This window comes from Pseudomonas sp. RIT623, assembly GCF_004519305.1.
In the GTDB taxonomy this organism is placed as follows: Bacteria; Pseudomonadota; Gammaproteobacteria; order Pseudomonadales; family Pseudomonadaceae; genus Aquipseudomonas.
In genome coordinates this window covers 22,927-39,185 of record NZ_SOZA01000002.1, presented here as the reverse complement: position 1 = coordinate 39,185, position 16,259 = coordinate 22,927, and the positions used below count along the sequence as shown (strand labels likewise).

The following is a 16,259-nucleotide window of genomic DNA, read 5'->3' as shown; positions in this document are numbered from 1 at the left end:
ATGTCCGCACGCCTGCTCTATGTGATGGACCCGATGTGCTCCTGGTGCTGGGGTTTCGCCCCGGTAGCCGAGGCGCTGATCGCCCAGGCCCGTGCGGCCGGGGTCGAGACCCGTCTGGTGCCGGGTGGCCTGCGCAGCGGTGGCAGCGCCTTGGACGCCTCGACGCGCAAGTACATCCTCGAGCACTGGCAGGCCGTGCATGACGCCACCGGGCAGGGGTTCCGCTTCGACGGGGCGATGCCCGCCGGCTTCGTCTATGACACCGAGCCGGCCTGCCGCGCGCTGGTGACCGCGCGCGAGATGGACGCGCAGGGTATGTGGCGTTTGCTCAAGCTGATCCAGGCGTCGTTCTACGCGCAGGGCGTGGATGTCACCCGCGCCCCGCAGTTGGTGGACCTGGCCGCCCAGGCCGCCTTCGACCGCGATTCGTTCGCCGCGCATTTCGCCAGCCACGACAGTCGCGCCGCCACCAGTGCCGATTTCGCCTGGGTGCAGGACCTGGGCATCGCCGGCTTCCCCACCTTGCTGGCCGAGCGCAATGGCCAACTGGCCCTGCTGACCAATGGCTACCAGCCGCTGGACAGCCTGCAACCCTTGCTCGGCCGCTGGCTGCAGCAGGCCGCCTGTGCTTGATCTGCCCGGGTCGCCAGACCCTGCGCCAGGGAAGTCCCCCGCTGTGCCCGATCGCCTGAGCTGGGTGGAGATCCGCCGCCTGGCCCTGCACCACAAAAAAGCCCTGTGGACCGCCAACCTGGTGGCCGTGCTCGCCGCCCTGTGCAGCGTACCGATCCCGTTGCTGCTGCCGCTGCTGGTCGACGAAGTGCTGCTCGGCCATGGCGACACCGCGCTGCAGTGGATGAACAATTTCCTGCCCGCGGGCTGGCAGGTGGCGGCGGGCTATATCGGCCTGATGCTGTGCGCCACCCTGGGTCTGCGCCTGGCCGCGCTGGCGTTCAACGTGGTGCAGGCCAAGCTGTTCGCCGGTTTGGCCAAGGATATCGTCTACCGCTTGCGCATCCGCCTGATCGAGCGACTCAAGCGCATTTCCCTCAAGGAATACGAAAGCCTGGGCAGTGGCACGGTGACCACTCACCTGGTCACCGACCTGGACACGCTCGACAAGTTCGTCGGTGAGACCCTCAGCCGCTTCCTGGTGGCGGTGCTCACCCTTACCGGCACCGCTGCGATTCTGATCTGGATGCATTGGCAGCTGGCGCTGCTGATCCTGCTGTTCAACCCGCTGGTGATCTACTTCACCGTGCAGTTGGGCAAGCGCGTCAAGCACCTGAAAAAGCTCGAGAACGACAGCACCGCGCGGTTCACCCAGGCATTGTCGGAAACCCTGGATGCAATCCAGGAAATCCGCGCCAGCAACCGCCAGGGTTATTTCCTCGGGCGCCTGGGGCTGCGGGCCCGGGAAGTGCGCGATTTCGCGGTGGCTTCGCAGTGGAAGAGCGACGCCAGTGGTCGTGCCAGCGGGCTGTTGTTCCAGTTCGGTATCGATATCTTCCGCGCCGCGGCCATGCTCACCGTGCTGTTCTCCGACCTGTCCATCGGCCAGATGCTCGCGGTGTTCAGCTACTTGTGGTTCATGATCGGCCCGGTGGAGCAGTTGCTCAACCTGCAATATGCCTACTACGCCGCCGGCGGCGCGCTGAGCCGCTTGAACGAGCTGCTGGCGCGGGCCGACGAACCGCAGTATCCGGCGGCCGCCGACCCGTTCGCCGGGCGCGCCACGGTCGGTATCGAGGTGCGCGACCTGCGTTTCGCCTATGCCGACGAGCCGGTGCTCGACCAACTCAACCTGACTATCGCGCCGGGCGAGAAGGTCGCCATCGTCGGTGCCAGTGGCGGTGGCAAGAGCACCCTGGTGCAGTTGCTGCTGGGTCTGTATGGCGCCCAGGCCGGGACCATCCGCTTCGGTGGCGCCAGCCTGCAGGAGATCGGCCTGGAGACCCTGCGCGAAAATGTCGCGGTGGTGCTGCAGCAGCCGTCGCTGTTCAACGACAGCGTGCGCGCCAACCTGGCCATGGGTCGTGACTGCAGCGACGACGCCTGCTGGCAGGCGCTACGCATCGCCCAGCTGGACGCCACCATCGCCGCGCTGCCCCAGGGCCTGGACAGCGTGGTCGGGCGCTCCGGCGTGCGCCTGTCCGGTGGCCAGCGCCAGCGCCTGGCGATCGCCAGGATGGTGCTGGCCGAGCCAAAGGTGGTGATCCTCGACGAGGCGACCTCGGCGCTGGATGCCGCCACCGAGTACAACCTGCACCAGGCCCTGGCGCGCTTCCTCAGTGGCCGTACCACGCTGATCATCGCCCACCGGCTGTCGGCGGTGAAGCAGGCAGACCGCGTGCTGGTGTTCGATGGCGGCCATGTGGCCGAGGACGGCGACCATCAGCAACTGATCGCCGAGGGCGGGCTTTACGCCAAGCTTTACGGTCACCTGCAGCAAACCTGAAAAGCTGCCTCAAGCTTCGAGCTGCAAGCGGCAAGTTGAAGTCAGCGCACTTTTCTTGCCGCTTGGGGCTTGTCGCTTGTCGCTCCTTCATGGCAAATGGCCTACGCTGTGCTTTGTCTAGGTCGATTCGTGCCTTATCTGCCGCCGTGACAGGGATTACATGAAGGGAAATCGGACTCTCGAAGCGCCAAGGCTGCTGGGTATCATCTGGCCCTTCGTCGCCGTTGTGCTGTTCCAGGTACTGCTGGGCAGCCTGAGTCTCTACGCGTTGTCCGCCGTGCGCGCCTATGTGGCGGGCGAAAGCCTGTGGTCCAAGGCGCAGAAAGACGCCATCTATTACCTCAACCTCTATGCCGATGACCGCGACCCGCTGACCTACGCCCGCTACCGCCGCGCCATCCTCGTGCCCCAGGGCGATTTCGACCTGCGCCTGGCCCTGGACCGCCCCGAGCCGGACCTGGCGGCCGCCCGTCGCGGCATCCTGCAGGGCGGCAACCATCCCGACGATGTCGCCCGGATCATCTGGTTCTACCGCAACTTCCGCCATATCAGCTACATGGAAACCGCCATTCATTACTGGGATATCGGCGACGACTACCTGCGCCAGCTCGATAGGCTGGCCGACGAGATGCGCGCAGGCTTCGCCACCGGCGCGGTCGACGCGCGCCAGGTGGCCAACTGGCGGGCGCGCATCGTGGTCATCAACGATGGGGTGACGCCCGCGGCCAAGGCGTTCAGCGATGCCCTGGGCGAAGGCTCGCGGATGCTGCTCAAGGTGCTGATGATCACCAACCTGGCTACCGCACTGTTCCTCATTGCCATGGCCTGGTTGCGTTCGAGCAAGCTGCTGGCCCAGCGCCAGGCATTCGCCAGCGCGCTGCAGGCGGAAAAGGAGCGCGCCCAGGTGACCCTCGAATCGATCGGCGATGCGGTGATCACCACCGATGTCGATGGCTGTATCGCCTACATGAACCCTGCCGCCGAGCAATTGACCCACTGGCAGGCGGCTCAGGCCCAGGGCTTGCCGTTGGCGGCGTTGTTCAGCCTGCTCGATGAAAACGCCGAGAAGGACGGCCACACCCTGGTCGAGCAGGTGCGCAGTGGCAGCCTCAAGGGCGGCGCCGAGCATGCCCGGCTGATCCAGCGCCTGGACGGCAGCACGGTATCGGTGAACCTGGTCGGCTCGCCGATCCTCACCGAAGGGCAGCTCAGTGGTATCGTCGTGGTGCTGCACGACATGACCCAGGAGCGCCAGTACATCGCCAACCTGTCCTGGCAGGCCACCCATGACGCGCTCACCGGCCTGGCCAACCGTCGCGAGTTCGAATACCGCCTGGAGCTGGCGCTCAACGGCCTGGCGCGCCAGGCCGGGCGCCATTCGCTGATGTTTCTCGACCTCGATCAGTTCAAGCTGGTCAACGACACCAGCGGCCATGCTGCTGGCGACGAGCTGCTGCGACACATCTGCGCGGTATTGCAGTCGGGCTTGCGCGAAGGCGACACCTTGGCCCGGCTGGGCGGCGACGAGTTTGGCGTGCTGCTGGAAAACTGCCCGTCGGAGCAAGCCGAGCGCATCGCCGAGCAGTTGCGTCAGGCGGTGCAGAGCCTGCATTTCGTCTGGAAGGGGCGGCCTTTCGTCACCACCGTCAGTATCGGCCTGGTGCACATCGCCCAGGTGCCGACCACCCTGGAGGCGTCGCTGCGGGCCGCCGACATGGCCTGCTACATGGCCAAGGAGAAGGGGCGTAACCGCGTGCAGGTGTACCACGCCGACGACAGCGAGCTGTCCATGCGCTTCGGTGAAATGGCCTGGATCCAGCGCCTGCATGTGGCGCTCGAGGAGAACCGTTTCTGCCTCTACGCCCAGGAGATCGCGCCGTTGCAGTTGCACGAAGGGCCCGGCCATATCGAGATCCTGCTGCGCCTGCACGACGAAAGCGGGCGCACCATCCTCCCCGACAGCTTCATTCCGGCGGCCGAGCGCTACGGCCTGATGACTGCCCTCGACCGCTGGGTGGTGCGCAACGTGTTCCAGACCATCCGTCAGTGCCTGGATGAAGGCCGCGCAGGGCCGCTGGCAATGTGCGCGATCAATTTGTCGGGTTCGAGCATCGGCGACGACAAGTTCCTCGAGTACCTGCAGCGGCTGTTTGGCGAGTTCGATATCCCGCCGCGGTTGATCTGCTTCGAAATTACCGAAACCAGCGCTATCGCCAATCTTGGCAGCGCGATTCGCTTCATCAATGAATTGAAGGGATTGGGCTGTCGTTTCTCGCTCGACGACTTCTGCGCCGGGATGTCGTCATTCGCCTATTTGAAGCATTTGCCTGTAGACTTCCTGAAGATCGACGGAAGTTTCGTCAAGGACATGCTCGACGACCCGATCAACCGGGCGATGGTCGAAGTGATCAACCACATCGGCCACGTCATGGGTAAGCGGACCATCGCCGAGTTCGTTGAAACGCCGTTGATCGAGCAGGCTTTGCAAGAGATCGGCGTGGACTACGCCCAGGGATACCTCATCGAACGCCCGCAGGTCTTCACCTGCGACAGCCTGCAGCGCCAACGGATTGCCGCGAGGCCCCTTTTGCACCGGGCACCGGGGACCTTTCGCTGAACAACGCCCGGAAATCACAGGGAATCAAGGAGCTGACAGTGATTGACGCGTTCGTACGGATCGGACCATTGATGGATCCGGCCAGTTATCCAGATTGGGCCCAGCAACTTATCGAGGATTGTCGCCAGAGCAAGCGCCGCGTGGTGGAGCATGAGTTCTACCAGCGTCTGCGTGATGGCCAGCTCAAGCAGTCGACCATACGCCAGTACCTGATCGGGGGCTGGCCGGTGGTCGAGCAATTCTCCTTGTACATGGCCCATAACCTCACCAAGACCCGCTATGCCCGCCACCCGGGCGAGGACATGGCACGACGCTGGCTGATGCGCAACATCCGCGTCGAGCTCAACCACGCCGACTACTGGGTGCACTGGTGCCAGGCCCATGGCATCCACCTGCACGAGTTGCAGGCCCAGGAGGTGCCGCCGGAGCTCAACGGCCTTAACGACTGGTGCTGGCGCGTATGCGCCACCGAGTCGCTGGCCATCGCCATGGCGGCCACCAACTATGCCATCGAAGGGGCGACCGGCGAATGGTCGGCGGTGGTCTGCGCCGATGACACCTACGCCCAGGGCTTCCCCGAGGATACCCGCAAGCGCGCGATGAAGTGGCTGAAGATGCACGCCCAGTACGACGATGCTCATCCGTGGGAGGCGCTGGAGATCATCTGTACCCTGGCGGGCGAGAACCCCACGCTGGGGCTGCGGACCGAGCTGCGTCGGGCGATCTGCAAGAGCTACGACTGCATGTTCCTGTTCCTGGAACGCTGCATGCAGCTTGAAGGGCGTCAGCCAGGGCGGCTGCGCCCGGCACTGGCGGCGGGCTGAGGCGGTTCGCCGGCGAGCCGGCGCCTACAGGGTTGCGTAGGCGCCGGCTTGTCGGCGAATGGGGCGTTACTGTGCGTTCAGCGCCTGCCCGTTCACACCCTTGCTGTCCGGCCCCATCAGGTACAGGTACACCGGCATGATCTCTTCGGGCAGCGGGTTGTTCTGCGGGTTCTCGCTCGGGTACGCCTGGGCGCGCATCGCGGTGCGCGTGGCGCCCGGGTTGATGCTGTTGGAGCGCACCGGCGCCACGCCTTCGAGTTCGTCGGCGAGAGTCTGCATCAGGCCCTCGGTGGCGAACTTCGACACGCCATAGGCGCCCCAGTAGGCCCGGCCCTTGCGGCCGACGCTGCTGGAGGTGAACACCACCGAGGCGTCTTCCGACAGCTTGAGCAGCGGTAGCAAGGTGCTGGTGAGCATGAAGGTGGCATCGACGTTGATGTGCATCACGCGCATGAAGTTGTCGCCCGACAGCTGCTCCAGCGGCGTGCGCGGGCCAATGATCGAGGCGTTGTTGAGCAGCCCGTCTAGGCGCCCGAACTGCTCCTCGATCATCACCGCCAGCTCGTCGTACTGGTGGGGCAGGGCGGTTTCCAGGTTGAACGGGATCACCACCGGCTGCGGGTGGCCGGCGGCCTCGATCTGGTCGTAGACCTCATTGAGGTTGGCCTCGGTCTTGCCCAGCAGCAGCACGGTGGCGCCGAGGGCGGCGTAGGCCTTGGCGGCGGCGGCGCCGATGCCGCGGCCGGCGCCGGTGACCAGGATGACCCGACCCTTGAGCAGGTCGGGGCGGGCGGTGTAGTCGAACATAGGTCTGTCCTTGGATATGAGCTGCAAGCTACAAGCGGCAAGCTACAAGAGAAAGCGTATCAGTGTTGGAGCTGCTCTTTCTTGAGGCTTGCAGCTTGACGCTTGCGACTTGAAATCAGCAGCCGCACAGTGCGCTGTCGATCACCTTGCGCAGTTCCAGCGGGTGGTCCACCACCACGTCGGCGCCCCAGTGGTTGGGGTTGTCCTCGGGATGAATGTAGCCATAGCGCACCGCGGCGGTGCGGGTGCCGGCATCGCGGCCGGACTCGATATCGCGCAGGTCGTCACCGACGAACAAGACGCTGGCCGGGTCCAGGTCGAGGGTCTTGCACGCCAGGATCAGCGGCTCGGGGTCGGGCTTGCTGTTCTTCACGTGGTCCGGGCAGATCAGCAGCGCCGAGCGCTCGGCCAGGCCCAGGCGTTGCATGATCGGCTCGGCGAAGCGCACAGGCTTGTTGGTGACCACGCCCCATAGCAGGTTGCCTTTCTCGATGTCGGCGAGCAGCTCCGGCATGCCGTCGAACAGCTTGCTGTGCACCGCGCAGTCGCGCTGGTAGCGCTCGAGGAATTCCAGGCGCAGGGCCTCGAAACCTTCGGCCTCGGGGTCCATGGCGAAGGTCGCGGCGACCATCGCCCGGGCACCGCCGGAAATCACCTCGCGGATGCGCGCGTCGTCGATGGCTGGCAGGCCGCGATCGGCGAGCATCGCCTGGCAGATGGCGATGAAGTCCGGCGCCGTGTCCAGCAGGGTGCCGTCCATGTCGAAGAGTACTGCTCGCAGGCGCATGCTCATTCCTCGCGCAGGGTCTGGATCATGTAGTTGACGTCGACGTCGTTGCACAGCTTGTAGTGCTTGGTCAGCGGGTTGTAGGTCAGGCCGATGATGTCCTTGACCTCGAGGCCTGCGGCACGGCTCCAGGCGCCCAGCTCGGAGGGGCGGATGAACTTCTTGAAGTCGTGGGTGCCGCGCGGCAGCATCTTCAGCACGTATTCGGCGCCGATGATCGCCAGCAGGTAGGCCTTGGGGTTGCGGTTGATGGTCGAGAAGAACACCTGGCCGCCGGGCTTGACCATGCGATAGCAGGCGCGAATCACCGAGGAAGGGTCGGGTACGTGCTCGAGCATTTCCAGGCAGGTGACCACGTCGAACTGGCCGGGCATCTCTTCGGCCAGGGCTTCGGCGGTGATCTGCCGGTATTCCACCGCAACGCCGGACTCCAGCTGGTGCAACTGGGCCACCGCCAGCGGTGCCTCGCCCATGTCGATGCCGGTGACGGTGGCGCCACGCTGGGCCATCGCCTCGCTGAGGATGCCGCCGCCGCAGCCGACGTCCAGCACCTTCTTGCCGGCCAGGCCGACGCGCTCGTCAATCCAGTTGACCCGCAGCGGGTTGATGTCGTGCAGCGGCTTGAACTCGCTCTCGCGGTCCCACCAGCGGTGGGCCAGGGCTTCGAACTTGGCGATTTCGGCGTGGTCGACGTTGCTCATGGGAACAGTCCTCTGAATCTTCGATAAATAGTGTCGCGGGCCAGCAGCCGTGGCGGCCGGTCGTTCATTCGTTGCGCCCGCCGATGCGGGCTCCCCAGGCGCGGGCGTTGGCGGCCAGCGCGGCTTCGTCCATCTGTGTCAGGCGGCGGTCCTCGACCAGTTGCTGCCCGGCGACCCAGACATCCTTCACGCAGTCGCGACCGGTGGCGTAGATCAGTTGCGAGACCGGGTCGTGCACCGGTTGCTGCGCCAGCCCCGACAGGTCGAAGACGGCCAGGTCGGCGGCCTTGCCTACTTCGAGCGAGCCGGTGATCGCCTCCAGCCCCAGCGCCCGGGCGCCATTGAGCGTGGCCATGCGCAGCGCGCGGTGGGCGTCTAGGGCGGTGGCCGAGCCTGCCACCGCCTTGGCCAGCAGGGCGGCGGTGCGGGTTTCGCCGAGCAGGTCGAGGTCGTTGTTGCTGGCTGCGCCGTCGGTGCCGACGGCAACGTTGACCCCGGCCTGCCACAGGCGCTCCACCGGGCAGAAACCGCTGGCCAGCTTGAGGTTGGATTCGGGGCAGTGGATCACGCTGGTGTTGCTTTCTACCAGCAGCGCCAGGTCGTCGTCGCTGACCTGGGTCATGTGCACCGCCTGCAGGTTCGGCCCCAGCAAACCCAGGCGGGCCAGGCGCGCCAGCGGGCGCTCGGCGTTGTCCTTGAGGGCCTGCTCGACTTCGCCGGCCGTTTCGTGGATATGCATGTGCAGCGGGGCGTCGAGCTGGTCGGCGATGATGCGGATCTTTTCCAGGTTGGCGTCACTGACCGTGTACGGCGCATGCGGGCCAAGAGCGACGCTGATGCGCGGCTGGTGGCGCAGTTCGTCGAACAGCTCGATGGCCTGGTGCAGGGCTTCGTCCGGAGTGCGGGCGCCGGGGATCGGGAAATCCAGCAGTGGCACGGCGACCTGGGCGCGTATGCCGCTGCGTTGTATCCGCTCGCAAGCCGCGCGGGGGAAGAAGTACATGTCGGCGAAGCAGGTGATGCCGCCCTTGAGCTGTTCGGCGATGGCCAGGTCGGTGCCGTCGCGCACAAAGGCCTCGTCGACCCAGCGACCTTCGGCCGGCCAGATGTGCTCCTTGAGCCAGGTCATCAGCGGCAGATCGTCGGCCAGGCCACGGAACAGGGCCATGGCCGCGTGCCCGTGGGCGTTGATCAGCCCGGGCGTCAGCAGGCAGTCCGGCAGGTCGCGCACGGCCTTGGCCTGCGGGGCGCGCTCGCGCGGGCCAAGCCAGGCGATCTGGCCGTCGCGGATGCCCAGCGCATGGCCTTGCAAGACCACGCCCGCCGGCTCCACGGGGACCAGCCAGGCCGGTACGAGCAGCAGGTCGAGGAGGGGAGGGGCGCTGGGCATGCGAGGCATCTACCTGGTTCGGTTCGGCTAAACGCGCAGTATACCCGAGCGTCCGTGGCTGAGGGTCGCTATAATCGCCGGCTTTTGATGCCAGGGCGACGGGGAGAGGCGATGCGCGAGCAACTGATGGCGGCGGAGACGGTGACGGGCATCGAGTGGCGCGACGGCGTGCTGCACCTGCTCGACCAGCGCCTGCTGCCGCTTGAGCAATGCTGGCTGGCCTGCACCGAGGCGGCCGAGGTGGCTGAGGCGATCGGCGACATGGCCGTGCGTGGCGCTCCGGCGATCGGCATCTGCGCCGCCTATGGCCTGGTGCTGGCGCTGCGCCGTCGCCTGGCTGAAGGCGACGGCTGGGAAGAGAGCCTCGAAGAAGACTACATGATGCTTGGCGAGGCTCGACCCACCCCGGCCAACCTGTTCTGGGCGCTCAACCGCATGCGTGAGCGCCTGCAGCGCCTGCGCCCGGATGAAGACGTGCTGAAGGTGATGGAGGCCGAGGCTGTAGCGATTCACCAAAGTGATCGCGAGGCCAACCTGACCATGGCCCAGTTCGGTGTCGAGCAGATCCGCAGGCACCAGGGCAGCGAGCAGGCCCTGCTCACCCACGGCAACGCCGGGGCCCTGGCCACCGGCGGCTTCGGTACCGCCCTGGGGGTGATCCGCGCCGCCACCTTGGAGGGCATGGTCGAGCAGGTCTATGCCTGTGAGTCGCGGCCGTGGCTGCAGGGTTCGCGCCTGACCGCCTGGGAGCTGGCCGCCGACGGTGTGCCGGTGACCGTGGTCGCCGACGCGGCGGCCGGGCACCTGATGAAGACCAAGGGCATCACCTGGGTGGTGGTCGGCGCCGACTGCATTGCCGCCAATGGCGATGTGGCGGCGAAGATCGGCACCTACCAGATGGCGGTGGCGGCCATGCACCACGGGCTGCGTTTCATGGTGGTGGCGCCGAGCAGCAGTATCGATCTGAATCTGCCCGCCGGCGAGGATATCCCGCTGGAGACCCGCGGCGAGGAAGAGCTGCTGGAGGTGTCCGGGATCCAGGTGACTGCTGATGTCGAGGCCTACAACCCGGTGGTCGATGTCACGCCAGCCGACCTGATCGACGTGATCGTCACCGAAAAGGGCGTGGTCGAGCGCCCGGACACAGCAAAAATCGCCCAGTTGATGTGCCGCAAACGCCTCCACTGAGGCGTTTTGCCATCCAAGCGGATGGTGCGGTACGGCAACCTGCCATATCTCCCATGCGCGCAGCGTTTGTGATACCATCCGGCAGTTTCCAAGGCCGCTCTTTAGCGCGGCCTTCATTGCGCAGATCCATGGCACAACTCATTGATTTGTCGTAAGTCGTCGCACCCCAATTGCGCTGCGGCGGCGAGCTTCGTTCGTCCTACGAGGGACCAAGCGAAGTTTCACCAGAAAAAGGAATCAGGCTTCTCATGGGCGAACTGGCCAAAGAAATCCTCCCGGTCAATATCGAAGACGAACTGAGACAGTCTTACCTCGACTACGCGATGAGCGTTATTGTCGGGCGAGCGCTGCCCGATGCGCGTGATGGCTTGAAGCCCGTGCATCGTCGCGTTCTGTATGCGATGAGCGAACTGGGCAACGACTGGAACAAGCCGTACAAGAAATCCGCCCGTGTGGTCGGTGACGTGATCGGTAAGTACCACCCGCACGGCGACACCGCCGTGTACGACACCATCGTGCGCATGGCCCAGCCATTCTCGCTGCGCTACCTGCTGGTCGATGGCCAGGGCAACTTCGGTTCGGTGGACGGCGACAACGCCGCGGCCATGCGATACACCGAGGTGCGCATGGCCAAGCTGGCCCATGAACTGCTGGCCGACCTGCACAAAGAAACCGTCGACTGGGTGCCCAACTACGACGGCACCGAGCAGATCCCGGCGGTCATGCCGACCAAGATCCCCAACCTGCTGGTTAACGGCTCCAGCGGTATCGCCGTGGGCATGGCCACCAACATCCCGCCGCACAACCTCGGCGAGGTGATCGACGGCTGCCTGGCGCTGATCGACAATTCCGACATCACGGTCGATGAACTGATGCAGTTCATCCCGGGGCCGGACTTCCCGACCGCCGGCCTGATCAACGGTCGCCAAGGCATCATCGAGGCTTATCGCACCGGCCGTGGCCGCATCTATATGCGTGCCCGCTCGGAAATCGAAGACATCGACAAGGTCGGTGGTCGCCAGCAGATCGTCGTCACCGAACTGCCGTACCAGTTGAACAAGGCGCGGTTGATCGAGAAGATCGCCGAGTTGGTCAAAGAGAAGAAGATCGAAGGCATCACCGAGCTGCGCGACGAGTCCGACAAGGACGGCATGCGCATCGTCATCGAGCTGCGTCGCGGCGAGGTGCCGGAGGTGGTGCTCAACAACCTCTACCAGCAGACCCAACTGCAGAGCGTGTTCGGTATCAACATCGTCGCCCTGATCGACGGCCGTCCGCGCCTGCTGAACCTCAAGGACCTGCTCGAGGCGTTCGTTCGTCACCGCCGCGAAGTGGTGACCCGCCGCACCGTGTTCGAGCTGCGCAAGGCCCGCGAGCGTGGGCATATCCTCGAAGGCCAGGCGGTCGCGCTGTCCAACATCGACCCGGTCATCGCCCTGATCAAGGCTTCGCCGACGCCGTCCGAGGCCAAGGAAGCGCTGATCAGCACTGCCTGGGAATCCAGCGCCGTGCAGGTGATGGTCGAGCGTGCCGGTGCTGAATCCTGCCGCCCGGAAGACCTGCCGGAGCAGTATGGCCTGCGCGAAGGCAAGTATTACCTGTCGCCGGAACAGGCCCAGGCAATCCTCGACCTGCGCCTGCACCGCCTGACCGGCCTGGAGCACGAGAAGCTGCTGGCCGAGTACCAGGAAATCCTCGCCCAGATCGGCGAGTTGATCCGCATCCTCAGCAGCGCCGAGCGCCTGATGGAAGTGATCCGCGAGGAGCTGGAGGCGATCCGCGCCGAATATGGCGATGCCCGTCGTACCGAAATCCTCAATGCCAGCCACGACCTCAACTACGGCGACATGATCCCGGAAGAAGAGCGCGTGGTGACCATTTCCCACGGCGGCTACGCGAAAACCCAGCCGCTGTCCGCCTACCAGGCCCAGCGCCGCGGTGGCAAGGGCAAGTCGGCTACCGGCGTGAAGGACGAGGACTACATCGAGCACCTGCTGGTCGCCAACAGCCACGCCACCCTGTTGCTGTTCTCCAGCAAGGGCAAGGTGTACTGGAAGAAGACCTACGAAATTCCAGAGGCTTCCCGCGCCGCCCGTGGTCGCCCGCTGGTCAACCTGCTGCCGCTGGAAGAGGGCGAGCGCATCACCGCCATGCTGCAGATCGACCTGGAGGCCCTGCAGCAGAGCGCTGGCGCCGACGAAGAGCTGGAGGACGCGGAAGACACCGTGCTCGAAGGTGAAGTGGTCGAGGTCGAGGAAATCGACGAGGAAGACGGCGACACTCCTGAGTGGCTGGCCGAGCCGACCGGCGCCTACATCTTCATGGCCACCGCCTCCGGTACCGTGAAGAAGACCCCGCTGGTGCAGTTCGCCCGTCCACGCTCCAACGGCCTGATCGCCCTGAAGCTCAAGGAAGGTGACACCCTGATCGCCGCGGCCATTACCGATGGTGCCAAGGAAGTCATGATGTTCTCCGACGCCGGCAAGGTGATTCGCTTCGCCGAGAGCGTGGTGCGTGAAATGGGCCGTAACGCCCGTGGCGTGCGTGGCATGAAGCTGGGCAAGGGTCAGCAGATCATCTCCATGCTGATCCCGGAATCCGGCGCGCAGATCCTCACCGCCTCCGAGCGTGGCTTCGGCAAGCGTACCCCGCTGTCCAAGTTCCCGCGTCGCGGCCGTGGCGGCCAGGGCGTGATCGCCATGGGCACCAAGGGGCGCAATGGGCTGCTGATCGGTGCGATCCAGGTGCAGGAAGGTGAAGAGATCATGCTGATCTCCGACCAGGGCACGCTGGTGCGCACGCGGGTCGGTGAAGTCTCCAGCCTGAGCCGCAACACCCAGGGCGTGACCCTGATCAAGCTGGCCAGCGACGAAACCCTGGTCGGCCTGGAGCGTGTCCAGGAGCCATCCGAGGAAGAGCTCGACGAACTGCTCGAGACGGACGAGGAGGGCACCCCGCTCGATGCGGTGGACGAAGACAGCGCTGGCGCCGAAGAGGCACCGCAGGAATAAGCGCAGCAACAACCCAAACGGGGCGACCAAGGTCGCCCCGTTTGACTGATTGGAATAGGCAACGCCCGCTTCATGTAGGAGCGGCCTTGTGTCGCGAAAGGGCTGCACAGCAGCCCCGGCGATTTCTGCTTTCACGCTGAAACCCTGGGGCCGCGCTGCGGCCTTTCGCGACACAAGGCCGCTCCTACAGGGGGCGGGCGGGGTCTGCAAGTTACGATTTGTTCAATTTGGCAGAGCGAGAGTGGATGTGAGCAAACGAGCCTTTAACTTCTGCGCAGGCCCTGCCGCGCTTCCCGATGCTGTCCTGCAGCGTGCCCAGGCCGAAATGCTGGATTGGCGTGGCAAGGGGCTGTCGGTGATGGAGATGAGCCACCGCAGCGACGACTACGTGGCCATCGCCGAGAAGGCCGAGCAGGACCTGCGCGACCTGCTGTCCGTTCCCGCGAACTACAAGGTGCTGTTCCTGCAGGGCGGCGCCAGCCAGCAGTTCGCTGAAATCCCGCTGAACCTGCTGCCGGAAAACGGCACCGCCGACTACGTCGAGACCGGCATCTGGTCGAAGAAAGCCATCGAAGAGGCGCGCCGCTTCGGCAACGTCAACGTCGCCGCCAGCGCCAAGCCCTACGACTACCTGGCCATTCCGGGCCAGAACGAATGGCAGTTGAGCGGCAATGCCGCCTACCTGCACTATGCGTCCAACGAAACCATCGGCGGCCTGCAGTTCGACTGGGTGCCCGAGACCGGTGACGTGCCGCTGGTGGTCGATATGTCTTCGGACATCCTCTCGCGACCGATCGATGTCTCGCGGTTCGGCATGATCTACGCCGGCGCGCAGAAGAACATCGGCCCTAGCGGCCTGGTGGTGGTGATTATCCGTGAAGACCTGCTCGGCCGTGCCCGCAGCAGCTGCCCGACCATGCTCGACTACAAGATCTCGGCCGACAACGGTTCGATGTACAACACCCCGGCCACCTACTCCTGGTATCTCTCGGGTCTGGTGTTCGAGTGGCTCAAGGAGCAGGGCGGCGTCGAGGCCATGGAGCGGCGCAACCGCGCCAAGAAGGACCGCCTGTACGGCTTCATCGACAGCAGCGAGTTCTACACCAACCCGATCAGCCACAACGCCCGTTCGTGGATGAACGTGCCGTTCCGCCTGGCCGACGAGCGCCTGGACAAGGCCTTCCTGGCCGGCGCCGAGGCCCGTGGCCTGCTCAACCTCAAGGGGCACCGCTCGGTTGGCGGCATGCGTGCCTCGATTTATAACGCCTTGGGCCTGGAGGCCGTCGAGGCGCTGGTTAACTACATGGAAGTATTCGAAAAGGAGCATGGATGATGTCCGATCAGGAACTCAAGGCACTGCGTGTGCGTATCGACAGCCTCGACGAGAAGATCCTCGAGCTGATCAGCGAGCGCGCCCGTTGCGCCCAGGAAGTGGCCAAGGTCAAGACGGCATCGCTGGCCGAGGGCGAAGCCCCGGTGTTCTACCGCCCTGAGCGCGAAGCTGCGGTGCTCAAGCGGGTGATGGAGCGCAACAATGGCCCGCTGGACAACGAAGAGATGGCGCGGCTGTTCCGCGAAATCATGTCGTCGTGCCTGGCCCTCGAGGAGCCCCTGAAAGTGGCCTACCTTGGCCCTGAGGGGACCTTCACCCAGGCCGCGGCGATGAAGCACTTCGGCCATGCCGTGGTCAGCCGCCCGATGGCGGCCATCGACGAGGTGTTCCGCGAAGTGGCGGCCGGTGCCGTGAACTTCGGCGTGGTGCCGGTGGAAAACTCCACCGAGGGCGCGGTCAGTCACACCCTGGACAGCTTCCTCGAGCACGACATGGTGATCTGTGGCGAGGTCGAGCTGCGTATCCACCATCACCTGCTGGTGGGCGAGAACACCAAGACCGACAGCATCACCCGTATCTACTCCCACGCCCAGTCGCTGGCCCAGTGCCGCAAGTGGCTGGATGCCCACTACCCGAATGTCGAGCGCGTGGCGGTGTCGAGCAACGCCGAGGCGGCCAAGCGGGTCAAGGGCGAGTGGAACTCGGCGGCGATCGCCGGCGACATGGCGGCCAACCTGTATGGCCTGACCCGTCTGGCCGAGAAGATCGAGGACCGTCCGGACAACTCCACGCGCTTCTTGATGATTGGCAGCCAGGAAGTGCCGCCGACCGGCGACGACAAGACCTCGATCATCGTCTCCATGAGCAACAAGCCAGGCGCGCTGCATGAACTGCTGGTGCCGTTCCACGAGAACGGTATCGACCTGACCCGCATCGAGACGCGTCCGTCGCGCAGCGGCAAGTGGACCTACGTGTTCTTCATCGACTTCGTCGGCCACCACCACGACCCGCTGATCAAGGCGGTGCTGGAGCGGATCAGCCAGGAGGCCGTGGCGCTGAAGGTGCTGGGTTCCTATCCAAAGGCGGTGCTTTGATTTGAGATTGCCGGGGCTGCAACGCAGCCCCAATGGGTCTCGCAGATTG

Annotated in this window: 12 protein-coding genes; 8 read left to right on the top strand and 4 right to left on the bottom strand. The window is 65.2% G+C overall.

What is annotated here, in order from left to right:
• From E3U47_RS02055 to E3U47_RS02040, 4 genes are all read left to right on the top strand, one after another.
• Entirely contained in the window at positions 1–633 is a 633-nt protein-coding gene (locus E3U47_RS02055; protein WP_134689256.1) for a DsbA family protein, read from the top strand.
• Positions 626–2,458, top strand: a complete 1,833-nt coding sequence (locus tag E3U47_RS02050; protein ID WP_134689255.1) for an ABC transporter ATP-binding protein — start codon at positions 626–628, stop codon at positions 2,456–2,458. Before E3U47_RS02055 ends, E3U47_RS02050 begins: the two co-directional genes overlap by 8 nt.
• Positions 2,459–2,618: 160 nt before the next feature.
• The gene (locus tag E3U47_RS02045) at positions 2,619–5,075 is read left to right on the top strand and encodes an EAL domain-containing protein (protein WP_134689254.1); all 2,457 of its coding nucleotides are present in this window, start codon (positions 2,619–2,621) and stop codon (positions 5,073–5,075) included.
• 38 nt (positions 5,076–5,113) lie between these two features.
• Positions 5,114–5,899: a TenA family transcriptional regulator gene (locus E3U47_RS02040; RefSeq protein ID WP_134689253.1), complete on the top strand. Its 786-nt coding sequence runs from the start codon at positions 5,114–5,116 to the stop codon at positions 5,897–5,899.
• A gap of 66 nt (positions 5,900–5,965) precedes the next feature.
• Here E3U47_RS02040 and E3U47_RS02035 read toward each other — a convergent pair whose 3' ends face one another.
• The 4 genes from E3U47_RS02035 to E3U47_RS02020 all read right to left on the bottom strand — a co-directional run bounded on the left by E3U47_RS02035 (position 5,966) and on the right by E3U47_RS02020 (position 9,584).
• Positions 5,966–6,706 carry a YciK family oxidoreductase gene (locus tag E3U47_RS02035; RefSeq protein WP_134689252.1) on the bottom strand — a complete coding sequence of 247 codons (741 nt, stop codon included), beginning with the start codon at positions 6,704–6,706 and terminating at the stop codon, positions 5,966–5,968.
• A 115-nt stretch (positions 6,707–6,821) separates the two neighbouring features.
• Positions 6,822–7,493, bottom strand: coding sequence for an N-acetylmuramic acid 6-phosphate phosphatase MupP (gene mupP, locus E3U47_RS02030; RefSeq protein ID WP_134689251.1), 672 nt, complete (start codon positions 7,491–7,493; stop codon positions 6,822–6,824).
• Positions 7,494–7,495: 2 nt separating this feature from the next.
• A complete protein-coding gene (gene ubiG, locus E3U47_RS02025) occupies positions 7,496–8,194 on the bottom strand; it encodes a bifunctional 2-polyprenyl-6-hydroxyphenol methylase/3-demethylubiquinol 3-O-methyltransferase UbiG (protein ID WP_023630595.1) in 699 nt (232 codons plus the stop codon).
• Between the two features lie 64 nt (positions 8,195–8,258).
• Positions 8,259–9,584 (bottom strand): TRZ/ATZ family hydrolase, encoded by a 1,326-nt coding sequence (locus E3U47_RS02020; protein WP_134689250.1) that lies wholly within the window; start codon positions 9,582–9,584, stop codon positions 8,259–8,261.
• Between the two features lie 111 nt (positions 9,585–9,695).
• On the opposite strand from E3U47_RS02020, the gene mtnA reads away from it, so the two are divergent.
• The 4 genes from mtnA (at position 9,696) to pheA (ending at position 16,210) form a co-directional block, all read left to right on the top strand.
• On the top strand, positions 9,696–10,772 hold the full coding sequence (gene mtnA / locus E3U47_RS02015) for an S-methyl-5-thioribose-1-phosphate isomerase (protein WP_134689249.1): 1,077 nt from the start codon (positions 9,696–9,698) through the stop codon (positions 10,770–10,772).
• 248 nt (positions 10,773–11,020) lie between these two features.
• Positions 11,021–13,783 (top strand): DNA gyrase subunit A, encoded by a 2,763-nt coding sequence (gyrA, locus tag E3U47_RS02010; RefSeq protein WP_134689248.1) that lies wholly within the window; start codon positions 11,021–11,023, stop codon positions 13,781–13,783.
• A gap of 247 nt (positions 13,784–14,030) precedes the next feature.
• On the top strand, positions 14,031–15,116 hold the full coding sequence (serC, locus tag E3U47_RS02005) for a 3-phosphoserine/phosphohydroxythreonine transaminase (protein ID WP_134689247.1): 1,086 nt from the start codon (positions 14,031–14,033) through the stop codon (positions 15,114–15,116).
• Positions 15,116–16,210, top strand: coding sequence for a prephenate dehydratase (gene pheA / locus E3U47_RS02000; protein ID WP_134689246.1), 1,095 nt, complete (start codon positions 15,116–15,118; stop codon positions 16,208–16,210). Before serC ends, pheA begins: the two co-directional genes overlap by 1 nt.
• The last annotated feature ends 49 nt before the right edge of the window (positions 16,211–16,259 follow it).

Excerpts from the sequence above, each read along its gene's own strand:
- E3U47_RS02055 (WP_134689256.1), top strand. The coding sequence starts at position 1 with ATGTCCGCACGCCTGCTCTATGTGATGGACCCGATGTGCTCCTGGTGC.
- E3U47_RS02045 (WP_134689254.1), top strand. The coding sequence starts at position 2,619 with ATGAAGGGAAATCGGACTCTCGAAGCGCCAAGGCTGCTGGGTATCATC.
- E3U47_RS02020 (WP_134689250.1), bottom strand. The coding sequence starts at position 9,584 with ATGCCCAGCGCCCCTCCCCTCCTCGACCTGCTGCTCGTACCGGCCTGG.
- gyrA (WP_134689248.1), top strand. The coding sequence starts at position 11,021 with ATGGGCGAACTGGCCAAAGAAATCCTCCCGGTCAATATCGAAGACGAA.
- E3U47_RS02035 (WP_134689252.1), bottom strand. The coding sequence starts at position 6,706 with ATGTTCGACTACACCGCCCGCCCCGACCTGCTCAAGGGTCGGGTCATC.
- ubiG (WP_023630595.1), bottom strand. The coding sequence starts at position 8,194 with ATGAGCAACGTCGACCACGCCGAAATCGCCAAGTTCGAAGCCCTGGCC.
- mtnA (WP_134689249.1), top strand. The coding sequence starts at position 9,696 with ATGCGCGAGCAACTGATGGCGGCGGAGACGGTGACGGGCATCGAGTGG.
- pheA (WP_134689246.1), top strand. The coding sequence starts at position 15,116 with ATGTCCGATCAGGAACTCAAGGCACTGCGTGTGCGTATCGACAGCCTC.
- mupP (WP_134689251.1), bottom strand. The coding sequence starts at position 7,493 with ATGCGCCTGCGAGCAGTACTCTTCGACATGGACGGCACCCTGCTGGAC.